Raw genomic sequence first — 12,600 nt, forward strand, 5'->3', positions numbered from 1 at the left:
CCCGGCACCTTGACGGAACGGCGACCCCGGCCCAGGGCCGGAGTCGCCGTCGGTTCGGACTCCTCACTCAGAACTCTGAGACGAGCTCTGAGGTGAGGCCCCCGCTAACCCCAGTAGCAGCGGTGGTGGAAGTAGCCGTGCCAGCCACCGTCCCAGCCGCCGCCCTGCCAGCCGACCACGCTGACCACCACGTTGCCGTTCCCGTTGTCGACCACGTCGCGGCTGCCCACGACGTTGCCGACGCCCTGCGTCACGTCGCCGCTGGTGCCCTGGACGACGTTGCCGTTGCCGGCCCCGCTGTTGTTGCCGGAGGTCGACCCCGTGGTGGTGCCGAGGTTCGACCCGGTGGCGCTGACGTCGGCGCTGGCAGCGCCGGCACCGGCGAGGATCAGGGCGGCGACCGTCGCGGTCGTCGCCAGGGTCTTGGTCACAAAAGACATGCAGTCCTCCGTGTGCTTGTGAAGCCCCCCATCAGGGCCCGCACTGGGATTCTCACACCACGGAGCCGGTGATATGCGGATCATCACACTGAAACCACCGAAACAGGTCGGACCATGACACGAAGGGCGTGCCGGTGCCGGACAGTCCGGGATTCGGGTGCGGGGTGGGGTGGTGAGGCAGTACTTTCCGCAGCCCCCTCACCAGGTCATCCGCACCTCCGACCTCCGACCTCAGACGTTCGTCGGGAACCCGAGGTTCACCCCGCCGTGGCTCGGGTCCAGCCACCGCTGCGTGACCGCCTTCGTCCGCGTGAAGAAGTGCACGCCGTGCGGGCCGTAGGCGTGCGTGTCGCCGAACAGCGAGGCCTTCCAGCCGCCGAAGGAGTGGTACGCCACCGGGACCGGGATCGGCACGTTCACGCCGACCATCCCGACCTCGACCTGGTCGCGGAACCTGGCCGCCGCGCCGCCGTCGTTCGTGAACACCGCCACGCCGTTGCCGTACGGGTTGCTGTTCACCAGCGCCAGCGCCTCGTCGTACGACGGCGCGCGCACCACCGAGAGGACCGGGCCGAAGATCTCGTCGGTGTAGATGCTCATCGAGGACGTCACGTTGTCGAACAGCGTCGGGCCGAGCCAGAAGCCGTTCGCCGTGTCGATGCCGGCCTCGGCGCCGCCGATCGCGTGCTTGCGGCCGTCGACCACCAGGTCCGCGCCGGCGGTGACGCCCGCGTCGAGGTAGGAGGTGACCTTGTCCCGGTGCGCGCCGGTGACCAGGGGGCCCATCTCGGTGTCCGGCAGGCAGCCCGGGCCCACCTTCAGGGTGGCCATCCGCTCGGCGATCTTGGCGACCAGCTCGTCGCCGACGGGGTCCACCGCGACCAGGACCGACACCGCCATGCAGCGCTCGCCGGCCGCGCCGAAGCCGGCCGAGACCGCGGCGTCGGCGGCCAGGTCCAGGTCGGCGTCCGGCAGCACCACCATGTGGTTCTTGGCGCCGCCGAGGGCCTGGACGCGCTTGCCGTAGCGGGTCCCGTTCTCGTAGACGTAGCGTGCGATCGGCGTGGAGCCGACGAACGACACCGACTGGATGTCAGGGTGCTCCAACAGGCGGTCGACGGCCACCTTGTCGCCCTGCACCACGTTGAACACGCCGTCCGGCAGCCCCGCGCGCTGCCACAGGTGCGCCAGGAACAGCGAGGCCGAGGGGTCCTTCTCCGACGGCTTCAGGACCACCGTGTTGCCGGCGGCGACGGCGACCGGGAAGAACCACATCGGGACCATCGCCGGGAAGTTGAACGGGGAGATGATCGCCACCGGGCCCAGCGGCTGGTGCATCGAGTAGACCTCGACGCCGGTGGAGGCCGAGTCGGTGAAGTCGCCCTTGAGCATGCTGCCGATGCCGCAGGCGAACTCCACGACCTCCAGGCCGCGCGCCACCTCGCCGAGGGCGTCGGAGTGGACCTTGCCGTGTTCGGCGACGATGAGGGCCGCGAGCTCGTCCTTGTTCTGGTTCAGCAGCTCCCGGAACGCGAACAGGACCGTCGTGCGCTTCGCCACCGATGCCGCGCGCCAGCCCGGGAACGCCGCCGCGGCCGCGGCCACCGCGTCGTCGGTCTCCTTCACCGAGGCGAAGTCCACCGACCCGGTGACCGCCCCGGTCGCCGGGTCGTGCAGGTCGCCGCGGCGAGCGCTGACGCCCTCCCACGCACGGCCGTCGATCCAGTGGGTGACGTGCTTGGTCATGGCGATCCTTAAGGAAGACGAAATCCAACGTTGCTTTCGAGTCTGCAACCGCCCGACCGGCCCGACAACGTTCAGGCTGTCAGGCGATCCCGCGGAACCCCTGACAGCCTGATGCTCCTGACAGCCTGATGTGCCTGACTGCCTGATGCCCCTGACGCGCCTGATGCTCAGGAGTCGAAGCCCATCCCGAACCGGTCCAGCGTCCGCAGCCACAGATTCCGGCGACCGCCGTCATGGTCGGCACGCGCCAAAGCCGCGCTGGTCACCGTGATCCCGAACCACCGCGCCGGCTCCGGCGGGAACGGGACCGGCTTGCTCCGCACCATCTTCAGCTGCGTCCGCTCGGTCTCCGAGCCCGCGAGCAGATCGAGCATCACGTCCGCGCCGAACCGCGTCGCCCCGACCCCGAGACCGGTGTACCCGACCGCATAGGCGACCGCGCCGCCGTGCGCCGTGCCGAAGAAGGCGCAGAAGCGCGAGCACGTGTCGATGACACCGCCCCACTTGTGCGTGAACCCCAGCCCCTCCAGCTGCGGGAAGGTCTCGAAGAAGTGCCCGGCCAGCTTGTCGAAGGTCTCCGGCCGCTGGTCCAGCCGCGAGGAGATCTTCGATCCGAAGTGGTACACCGCGTCGTAACCGCCCCACAGGATCCGGTTGTCAGCGGACAGCCGGTAGTAGTGGAAGTGGTTCGCCGAATCCCCGATCCCCTGCCGGTTCTCCCAGCCGATCGCCGCCATCTGCGCCTCGGACAGCGGCTCGGTCATCAACGCGTAGTCGTAGACCGGGACGATGAACGACCGCACCCGCCTGAGCAGGCTCGGGAACGCGTTCGTCGCCAACGCCACCTTCGGCGCCAGGACCTCGCCGCGATCCGTCGCGACCCGCATCAACCGGTCGTCGCGCTCCAGCACCGAGACCGGCGACTTCTCGTGGATCCGCACCCCGAGCCGCAGACACGCCTCGCGCAGCCCGAACGCCAACCGCGCCGGGTCCACCATCGCGCAGCCGGTCTTGTCCCACAGCCCCGCGTGGTACGTCGGCGAAGCGACCTGCGCCCGCACCGCCTCGCGGTCGAGGAACACCACATCCTCGGACGTCTCGGCGGCGGCCAGATCCTCGGCCTGCCACTCAGCCGTGGCGACCGCGAGCTCGCCGCTGCGCCGGAAGTCGCACTCGATGCCGTAGCGCTCCAGGGTGGCCTCGATCGCGTCGAGGTTCTCGTGCCCCAGCCGCTCCAGCGTGTCCATCTCGTCGGGCCAGCGCGACAGCCCGTTGTCGGCGCCGTGGGTGAGCGAGGAGGAGCAGAACCCGCCGTTGCGCCCGGAGGCGGCCCAGCCGATCCGGTTCGCCTCCAGCAGCACCACGTCCCGTTCCGGATCGCGTTCCTTGGCCAGCAACGCGGTCCACAGGCCCGAGTAGCCGCCGCCGACCACGACGAGGTCGGCGGTGGTCCGGCCGGCCAACGCCTCCAGGGCTCCGGGGCGGTCGCGGGTGTCGAGCCAATAGGGAGTCGGGGACGCGTCGGCGAGCAGTCGGTCGTACTTCATGGTGCAGCGGCACTCTCTCGGAAGCAGAAGGGGGCGCCTGATATGACGCCCCCTTTGAGTTGATTGTACCTATTGAGGCTATTGAAAAGCCCTCAGCGAGCCTTCGACGTCTTCAGCCACTTCGGCACCTCGGCGATCGCGATCCCGGCCAAGGTGATGATCAGCATCAGCGATCCGATCACGTTGACCTGCGGCGGGATCCCCTTCTGCACCGCGTTCCAGATCCAGTACGGGAACGTCACCGAGTTGCCCGCGGTCATCTCCGTGATGATGAAGTCGTCGAAGCTCAGCGCGAACGACAACAGCGCCGCCGCCCCGATCCCGGGCGCCACCAACGGGAACGTCACCCGCCAGAAGGTCTGCCAGGGCGTGGCGTAAAGGTCCTGAGCCGCCTTCTCCAGCATCGGATCCATGCCGTTCAGCCGGGACTTCACCGTGATCACCACGTAGCTGACGCAGAACATGATGTGCGCGATGAGGATCGACTTGAAGCCCAGGAAGCTCACGCCGAACGTGTTCAGGAACAACGCCAGCAGCGTGGTGCCCATGACGATCTCGGGCGCCGCCATCGGCAGGAACAGCACGCTGTTGACGAACCCGCGGCCCTTGAAGCTGTGCCGCACGATCGCGAACGCGATCATCGTGCCCAGCACCGTGGCGACCAGCGTGGCCAGCAGCGCGATCTCCAGCGACAGCATCAGCGGGTCGTGCAGGATGCCGTCGTCGAGCGGGTTCTTCCAGGCGTCGAAGGAGAACTTCTCCCACTTGACGTTGTACTTGCCCGAGGGCTTGTTGAACGACATCCAGATCACGACGAAGTTCGGAACCAGCAGGAAGAAGAAGATCAGGCCCGCGACGATGGCGATCACGTGCTTGCGGAACCAATTGATGACAGCCATCAGACGATCTCCTCCGTCCCGGCCCGCTTGATGTAGGCGAGGGTGATCACCAGCGTGCCGACCATCAACAGCACCGACAGCGCGGCGCCGTAGGGGATGTTGCCTCCGGTGCCGATCATCTGCTGCTCGATCACCGTGCCGATCACCTTCGTCTTCGGCCCGCCGAGCATCACCGCGTTGGTGTAGTCCCCGACCGCCGGGATGAACGTCAGCAGCGTGCCGCCGACGATGCCGGGCAGCGCCAGCGGGAACGTCACCTTGCGGAAGGTGGCCCACGCCGATGCGTACAGGTCCTGGCCGGCCTCGTGCAGCCGCGGGTCGATCTTCTCCATCGCGGTGTAGATCGGCAGCACCGTGAACGGCAGGAAGTTGTAGACCATGCCGCAGACCACGGAGAACGGCGTCTGCAACACGCTGTTGTCGGAGTAGGTCCAGCCCATCCCGCTCAACAGCGGCGTGATGTGCAGCGTGTTCATCGCGTGCACCACCCAGCCGTCGTCGGCCAGGATCGTCTTCCAGGCCAGCGTGCGGATCAGGTAGCTGGTGAAGAACGGCGCGACGACCAGGGCCATCAGCAGGTTCTTCCAGCGTCCGGCCTTGAAGGCGATGAAGTACGCCAGCGGCAGCGCCAGGATCAGACAGAACACGGTGCACATCAGGGAGTACTCGAGCGACCTGATGATCTGCTGGTGCCACTGGCTCCACACGTCGCCGAAGTTGGCCCAGCGCCAGCTGAGCACGAACCCGGTGTCCATGTCGCCGGTCTCGACCGAGGTCGAGACGATCGACCACATCGGCACGATGAAGAACACGACCAGCCAGATGATGCCCGGGGCCAGCAGCACATAGGGCAGGGTCGCCCTGCGCCGCCGAACCCGCTTGTCGGCACGCAGTTCGGCCACGGTGGTCCCGTCCGCCAGCGCCTCGGCGGCTTCGTCGGCCAGGGCCGGCGCGCTCACGAGCCGGCCTCCAGGTCCGCCTCCGCGCCGGCGTCGATGTCCTGCTTGCCGTCCAGGCCGAAGCCCTGCGACGGGTCCCAGGACACCACGACGTCCGAACCCGGGCGGAAGATCCGCGCGCCGTCGTTCTGCACGAACACGCCGAGCTCGTCGCAGACCGCGACCTTGACGACGTACTGCGTGGACACCCCGACGAAGCTGGTGTCGGTGACCACGCCGCCGGTGAGCATGTTGCGGCCGTCCGGCACCTCGTCGGCGGAGGCGTGGATGGACATCTTCTCCGGGCGGACGCCGACGATCACCTCATCGCCCGAGGCGTTGTTCCGCGCGGAGGGGATCAGCACGCCGGTGCCGTCCTCCAGCCTCACCCGCAGGTGCTCGCCGACGGTTCCGGAAGCCTTGCCGGGCCACAGATTCGACTGGCCCAGGAAGTTCGCGACGAACGTCGTCCTCGGGTTCTCGTACAGGTCGGTCGGCGACCCGAGCTGCTCGATCCGGCCCAGGTTCATCACCGCGATGGTGTCGGCCATGGTCATGGCCTCCTCCTGGTCGTGGGTGACGTGCACGAAGGTCAGGCCGACCTCGGTCTGGATCCGCTTGAGCTCGATCTGCATCTGCCGGCGCAGCTTGAGGTCCAGCGCGCCCAGCGGCTCGTCCAGCAGCAGCACCTGCGGCCGGTTTATCAGCGCCCGGCCCAGCGCGACCCGCTGCTGCTGACCGCCGGAGAGCTGGTTGGGCTTGCGCGCGCCGATGTGCGAGAGCTCGATCAGGTCGAGCATGTCCTGCACCGGCTTCTTGACGTCCTTGACGCCGCGCCGCTTGAGCCCGAAGGCGATGTTCTCGGCGATGGTCAGGTGCGGGAACAGCGCGTAGTTCTGGAAGACGGTGTTCACCGGGCGCTTGTAGGGCCGCAGCCGGGTGACGTCGTGGTCGCCGAGCAACACCCGGCCGGCGGTCGGCTCCTCCAGCCCGGACACCATGCGCAGCGTCGTGGTCTTGCCGCAGCCGGACGCGCCGAGCAGGGCGAAGAACGAGCCCTGCGGGATCGTCAGCGTCAGATCCTTGACGGCGGCGAAGTCGCCGAACCGCTTGGTGACGTTCACCAGCTTCAGGTCTCCGGCGACGGCACCGCCCGCGGCCGGAGTCTCAGTATTCTTACTCATCTACCGCTGCCTGCCTGTCGTGCCATCGGGGAGGGGATCGGAAAGGGGAAGGGAGTGGCCCGGCATCAGCCGGTGACGTCCTTGAACTGCGACACGTATTTGTCGAGGGTCTTCAGATCCAGATTCTGGAACTCGTGCGCCTTGGCCTTGGTGGCCGCGTCCGGGAAGATCAGCTGGTTCTGCAGCGCGTTCGGGTCGATGGTCTTCATCGCCGTGTCGGCGCCCTGCATCGAGGGGATGTAGCTGATGTAGTCGTCCAGCGCGGCGCCGACCTTCGGCTCCAGCATGTAGTTCATGAACTTCTCGGCGTTGGTCTTGTGGGAGGCCATGGCCGGGATGCACATGTTGTCGGTGAACCAGAGCATGCCCTCGGTCGGCACCACCCAGACGATGTTCGGGTCGTCGATCTGCGCGATGTCGCCGGAGTACGCCATGCACATGGCGTAGTTCCCGTTGGTCAGGTCATTGATGTAGTCGTTGCCGGTGAACTGCCGGATCTGGTTGTTGTCCCGGGCCTTCTGGATGTAGGCGACCGCGGCGTTGAACTGGTCGTCGGTGAACTTCGCCGGGTCGGCCCCGGTGGCCAGCAGTCCGAACCCGACGCCGTCCTCCATCTCGGCGAAGTAGCCGACCTTCCCCTTGTACTTGGCGTCGGTCATCATGTCCTTGATGGACAGCTGCTGCGCCTGGTCCTTGGTGAGCCCGGCGGACTTGAGGTTGACGCCCATCAGCGTGAAGCCCAGCGCCCACGGCACGGTGTGCTTGCGGTTCGGGTCGTAGGCGGGGTTGGCCGTGTCGGGCAGCAGGTCCTTGAAGTTCGGGATGTTCGCCAGGTTCAGCGGCTCCAGGTAGCCCATCTGCCGGAGCTTGCCGATCATCCAGTCCGAGAGCACCATCAGGTCGCGGCCGGTGTCCTGGCCGGCGGCCAGCTGCTGGTGGATCTTGGCGAAGAAGTCGTCGTTGGAGTTGACGTCCTCGGTGTAGTCGACCGTGATCCCGGTCTCGGCCTTGAAGTTGTCCAGCGTCGGCCGCTTGTTCTTGTCGTTCGGGTCGACGTCGATGTAGGACACCCAGTTGGAGAAGTTGACGATCTTCTCGGTGTCGGACTTGTCGGCGCCTTCCTTGCCCTCCGACGGCGCCGCCGAGGACGACCCCGAACCGCTGCCGGCGCTCCCGGCCGAGCTGTGGGCAGTCTTGGTCGCGCAGGCGCCCAGCAGGCCGGCCGCGCCCAGACCGACGCCGGCGGCCAGGAACCCGCGGCGCGAGGCGCTGCCGAGCTGGCGCTTGAAGGCTTCGGGGTAGCGGGCGGCGGCTTCGAGGAACTGCTCGCGGTCCCGGGATATGTCGTTCATGCGGTGGTCCGTCCTATCACCTGTGGGGCTGGCATGCGGCGGATGGTGCGGTGGCAGGTGTCTCAGAACTCAAAGGTGGTGCGGTGGCAGATGTCTCAGAGCTGGAAGTCAGAGCTCGAATATGGTGCGGTGCCAGGGCTTGCGGGCCACGCCGGTCAGATCGTGCATCGTGTGCTTGACCTGCGTGTACTCCTCGAAGGAGTAGGCCGACATGTCCTTGCCGAAGCCGGAGGCCTTGTAGCCGCCGTGCGGCATCTCGCTGATGATCGGGATGTGGTCGTTGACCCAGACGCAGCCGGCGGCGATCTCCCGTACGGCGTGCAGCGCGCGGTAGTGGTCGCGGGTCCACACGGAGGCGGCCAGGCCGAACGGGGTGTCGTTGGCCAGGGCCAGGGCTTGCTCGTCGGTGTCGAACGGCAGCACGGCCAGCACCGGGCCGAAGACCTCGTCGCGCACGATCTCCGAGTCCTGAGCGGCCCCGGTGACCAGCGTCGGGCGATAGTACGCACCGGCCGCCAGCGCGCCGCCGGGCGCCTCGCCGCCGACCACGATCTTCGCTCCGTAGCCGCGGGCGCGGTCCACGAAGCCGGCGACCCGGTCCCGCTGTGCATAGGAGACGAGAGGGCCGAGGTCGGTCGCGGGGTCGAGGGGATCGCCGAGCGACACCCGCGCGTACAGGTCCGCGACCCCGGCCACGAACTCGTCGAACCGGCTGCGGTGCACGTACGCGCGGGTCGCCGCGGTGCAGTCCTGGCCGGTGTTGATCAGCGAGCCGGCGACGGCGCCGTGGATCGCGGCCTCCAGATCGGCGTCATCGAAGACCACGAACGGTGCCTTGCCGCCGAGTTCCAGGTGCACGCGCTTGACCGTGCGGGAGGCGATCTCCATGACCCGCTTGCCGACCGGGGTGGAGCCGGTGAACGAGACCATCCGCACGTCGGGGTGGGCGAGCAACGCCTCGCCGGCCACCGGCCCGGTGCCCACGACCACGTTCACCACGCCGTCCGGGATCCCGGCGTCGGTGCAGGCCTGGGCGAACAGCAACGCGGTCAGCGGCGTGATCTCGGCCGGCTTGAGCACGATGGTGTTGCCGGCCGCGATCGCCGGCAGGATCTTCCAGGCCGCCATCTGGAGCGGGTAGTTCCACGGCGCGATCGAGGCCACCACGCCGATCGGCTCGCGCCGGATCGCACTGGTGTGGTCGGCGGAGTACTCGGCCGCGGCCCTGCCCTCCAGGTGGCGGGCGGCCCCGGCGAAGAACGCCGTGTTGTCCACGGTGCCGGGGACGTCGAAGCCGGTGGACAGCCGGATCGGCTTGCCGGTCTGGCGCGACTCGGTCTCGGCGAACTCCCGGGCGCGCTCGTCGAGCAGCAGCGCGAGCCGGTGCAGGACGGCCGAGCGCTCGGCCGGGGTCGCCCTACTCCATTCGGGGAACGCCCGATCGGCCGCGTCCACGGCCAGATCGGCGTCGCGTCCGTCACCGAGTACGAGGTCGGCGACGGTGGAGCCGTCCGCCGGATTCGTGACCTGATGCACGACTCCTGACGATCCGGTCCTGGGTCCCCCGCCGATGTACTGGTGCACCACGATCTCCTTGACGGCTTGCAAACCTTGAGCGGCTGCCGGACTACACCGGCGCCCGCCGGTCACTTCCTGTTCGGAAGGCGGCCATGCGCTTTTGAGTGAGGATCGTTACAGACATCGGGCCGAGAAACAAGGGATTCCGTCGAGGAAATTGAACCTCGCAACGAAATCGCGACCTGCCGCTGGCCTGCACAGACAGATCCCGCGCCGCATCAATGTCGGATCATTTTCCGCACATCCCTTGCGCCGCCCCCGGCGCACCTGGCAAGGTGCCTCGGCAGTGCGATCCTTCTGAACACTCTGCAAAGAACGACGGGTTAAGTAGCCCGCACAGCGCGGCCCGCACCCGCACCTGACGGCCCCGGCCGGCCCGGCACCCCCGGCGCACCGGCCGCCGCCCCGTGAGCACCGCAGAGCCCGCACGCCCCAGGAGTACCGTGAGCAGCGCAGACCGCCCCGAGCCGGCCGACGACGAGCCGGCGCCGAGCGCCGACAAGGCAGCCAAGATCGCCAAGGCCGCCGAGCAGGCACCCGCCGCCGACAAGGCGGCCCTGCCGTCGATGTACGCCACCCAGTACCCGACCGTCGGCGACGTCCTCCAGCTCGGCCCGATCAAGCAGGGCGGGCCGCGGGTGGTGGCCGGGGCGACCGGCCTGGACCGGGTGGTGCGCTGGGTGCACGTCACCGAGTTGGTCGACGTCGCGACCATCCTGCGCGGCGGCGAACTGGTGCTGTCCACCGGCATCGCCTGGCCCGAGGACCGCGACCGGCTCGCCGACTTCGTCGCCGACCTGGCCAAACTCGGCGCCGCCGGCCTGGTGCTGGAGCTGGGCCGCCGCTACACCGACAGCAGCCTGCCCAAGGCGCTGCTGGCCGCCGCCGAGAAGCACAGCCTGCCGGTGATCACCCTCGCGCTGGACACACGTTTCGTCGGCATCACCGAAGCCGTACACGGTCTGATCATCGACGCCCAGCTGGCCGAGCTGCGCGCCTCCGACGAGGTGCACCAGACGTTCACCGAACTCGCCGTCGAGGGCGCCTCCCCGGACGAGGTGGTCCAGCAGATCGGCCGGATGTCCGGCTGCCCGGTGGTCCTGGAGAACCTGGCGCACCAGGTCCTCACCTACGCTCAGGCCGGGGCCGATCCCTCGGACCTGCTCGACGGCTGGGAGGGCCGCTCCCGTTCGGTCCGCACCACCGGCCGCACTTCTTATGACGAGCGCTCCGGCTGGCTCACCACGGTGGTCGGCGCCCGCGGCCACGACTGGGGCCGCCTGGTCCTGATCTGCAACGACCCGCTGCCGGTCCCCCGGCTGTCCATGCTGCTGGAGCGCGCCGCCGCGACCCTAGCCCTGAACCGGCTGGTCGAGCGGGACCGCGACTCGCTGGAGCGGCAGACGCACCGCACCCTGCTGACCGCGATCCTGTCGCACGGCCAGCCGGCGTCCGAGGTGGCGCTGCGGGCCCGGGCGCTCGGCGTCACCCTCGACGGCCGCCGGCTGGTCGGCGTGGTGCTCCGGCTGCGCACCGCCGCGCACCCCACGGCGCTGGAGACCCAAGCCCGGCTGCGCGAGCTGACCGACCAGGCCGCGTCGGCCATCCGCGACCGCCGGCTGTCCGCGCTGATCGGCACCCTGGACGAACACAGCGTCGGCCTGCTGCTGGCCCTGGGTCCCCAGGACCGCGAGGACGCCGCGCTGGACGGCTTCGCCGAGCGCGTGCGCCGTCTGGTCGAGCGCCCGACGTCCCCCTCGTCCGCCGACGGCTACGTCATCGCGGTCGGCACCTCGGTCGGCGCCGTCCGCGACGCGCGCCGCTCGCTGTTGGAGGCGGTGCAGGTCGCGGACGCGGCGGTGCGACAGCCGGCGGGGCCGGCGCCGTACCACCGGCTGGTCGACGTCCGCCTGCGCGGCCTGCTGCACCTGCTCCGCGACGACGCCCGCCTCCAGACCTTCGTAGAACGCGAACTCGGACCGCTGCTGGCGTACGACGCGGAGCGCGGCACAGACCTGGTCAAGATGCTGTCGGTGTACGTGGACTCGGGCCGCAACAAGTCGGCGGCGGCCGACGCGGCGCACTTGTCGCGGCCGTCGTTCTACGAGCGGCTGCACCGGATCGAGCGGATCCTGTCGGTGGATCTGGACTCGGTGGAGTCGTGTCTGGCATTGCACGTGGCCCTGCTGGCACTGGAAGCTATAAGGCCATGAGCCCCCAACAGCCCTATGACGAAGTCGCCGAAGAGTACGCGGCGAACTTCAGCGACAGCCTGTCCAAGTACCCCCTGGAACGTGGCCTTCTCGCCTCCTTCGCCGAGCTGGCGAAGGAGGTCGGCGGGCCGGTCGCGGACGTGGGCTGCGGGCCCGGGCACGTCACCGCGTACCTGAGCGGGCTCGGGCTGGACGCCTTCGGAGTGGACGTGTCCTCCGGCATGATCGCCGTGGCCCGCGCCAGAAATCCGGAGCTGCGGTTCGAGGTGGGATCGATGGCCGCGCTGGACGTCGCCGACGGTTCGCTGAGCGGCATCCTGTCGCGGTACTCGATCATCCACACCGCGCCGGAGGACGTTCCCGCGACGCTGGCCGAGTTCCGCAGGGTTCTGGCTCCCGGCGGCTGTGCGCTCATCAGCTTCCCGGGGACCGACGACGATTCGTCACTGACCGTCTCCTACGACCACAAGGTCTTCACCGCCTACCGCTGGTGGCCCGACCATTTCAGTGCCCTGTTGCACGAGGCGGGCCTGGAAGAGGTGGGGCGCCTCATCGAGCGGCCGGTGCCGGAGGCGCCGCGGCAGTTCCCGGTGGTGAACCTGTTCGCCCGGCGGGAGGCCTGAAACCGCGCTCGATGGGCCATGCTGGGTACCGACAGGTAACTTCGCCCACCCACGAAGGACACGTCCATGGCCCCTGTCTC

General features: G+C 68.8%; 10 protein-coding genes. 2 read left to right on the forward strand and 8 right to left on the reverse strand.

Translation table 11 applies throughout. The features are described from left to right. Nucleotides 1-104: 104 nt before the first annotated feature. The 8 genes from IZR01_RS26055 to IZR01_RS26090 all read right to left on the reverse strand — a co-directional run bounded on the left by IZR01_RS26055 (nucleotide 105) and on the right by IZR01_RS26090 (nucleotide 9,690). Nucleotides 105-440 carry a hypothetical protein gene (locus IZR01_RS26055; RefSeq protein WP_194895472.1) on the reverse strand — a complete coding sequence of 112 codons (336 nt, stop codon included), beginning with the start codon at nucleotides 438-440 and terminating at the stop codon, nucleotides 105-107. 231 nt (nucleotides 441-671) lie between these two features. Next, nucleotides 672-2,186 carry a CoA-acylating methylmalonate-semialdehyde dehydrogenase gene (locus IZR01_RS26060; protein WP_194925371.1) on the reverse strand — a complete coding sequence of 505 codons (1,515 nt, stop codon included), beginning with the start codon at nucleotides 2,184-2,186 and terminating at the stop codon, nucleotides 672-674. A gap of 167 nt (nucleotides 2,187-2,353) precedes the next feature. Next, a complete protein-coding gene (locus IZR01_RS26065) occupies nucleotides 2,354-3,733 on the reverse strand; it encodes an NAD(P)/FAD-dependent oxidoreductase (protein ID WP_194895474.1) in 1,380 nt (459 codons plus the stop codon). A 92-nt stretch (nucleotides 3,734-3,825) separates the two neighbouring features. Beyond that, complete coding sequence (locus tag IZR01_RS26070) at nucleotides 3,826-4,632, reverse strand: ABC transporter permease (protein ID WP_194895475.1); 807 nt, start codon at nucleotides 4,630-4,632, stop codon at nucleotides 3,826-3,828. Further along, nucleotides 4,632-5,591 (reverse strand): ABC transporter permease, encoded by a 960-nt coding sequence (locus IZR01_RS26075; RefSeq protein WP_194895476.1) that lies wholly within the window; start codon nucleotides 5,589-5,591, stop codon nucleotides 4,632-4,634. Before IZR01_RS26075 ends, IZR01_RS26070 begins: the two co-directional genes overlap by 1 nt. After that, nucleotides 5,588-6,754, reverse strand: coding sequence for an ABC transporter ATP-binding protein (locus tag IZR01_RS26080; RefSeq protein WP_194895477.1), 1,167 nt, complete (start codon nucleotides 6,752-6,754; stop codon nucleotides 5,588-5,590). Before IZR01_RS26080 ends, IZR01_RS26075 begins: the two co-directional genes overlap by 4 nt. Nucleotides 6,755-6,819: 65 nt before the next feature. Further along, nucleotides 6,820-8,106: a polyamine ABC transporter substrate-binding protein gene (locus tag IZR01_RS26085; RefSeq protein WP_194895478.1), complete on the reverse strand. Its 1,287-nt coding sequence runs from the start codon at nucleotides 8,104-8,106 to the stop codon at nucleotides 6,820-6,822. A 108-nt stretch (nucleotides 8,107-8,214) separates the two neighbouring features. Further along, complete coding sequence (locus IZR01_RS26090; RefSeq protein WP_194925372.1) at nucleotides 8,215-9,690, reverse strand: gamma-aminobutyraldehyde dehydrogenase; 1,476 nt, start codon at nucleotides 9,688-9,690, stop codon at nucleotides 8,215-8,217. Nucleotides 9,691-10,250: 560 nt separating this feature from the next. Between IZR01_RS26090 and IZR01_RS26095 the strand changes: the two genes are divergently transcribed. Further along, nucleotides 10,251-11,897 (forward strand): PucR family transcriptional regulator, encoded by a 1,647-nt coding sequence (locus tag IZR01_RS26095; protein ID WP_194895481.1) that lies wholly within the window; start codon nucleotides 10,251-10,253, stop codon nucleotides 11,895-11,897. Further along, nucleotides 11,894-12,520 (forward strand): class I SAM-dependent DNA methyltransferase, encoded by a 627-nt coding sequence (locus IZR01_RS26100; protein ID WP_194895480.1) that lies wholly within the window; start codon nucleotides 11,894-11,896, stop codon nucleotides 12,518-12,520. The genes IZR01_RS26095 and IZR01_RS26100 overlap by 4 nt, the downstream gene beginning before the upstream one ends. The last annotated feature ends 80 nt before the right edge of the window (nucleotides 12,521-12,600 follow it).

The sequence above is a fragment of the Catenulispora pinisilvae genome (assembly GCF_015356865.1).
Lineage (GTDB): Bacteria > Actinomycetota > Actinomycetes > Streptomycetales > Catenulisporaceae > Catenulispora > Catenulispora pinisilvae.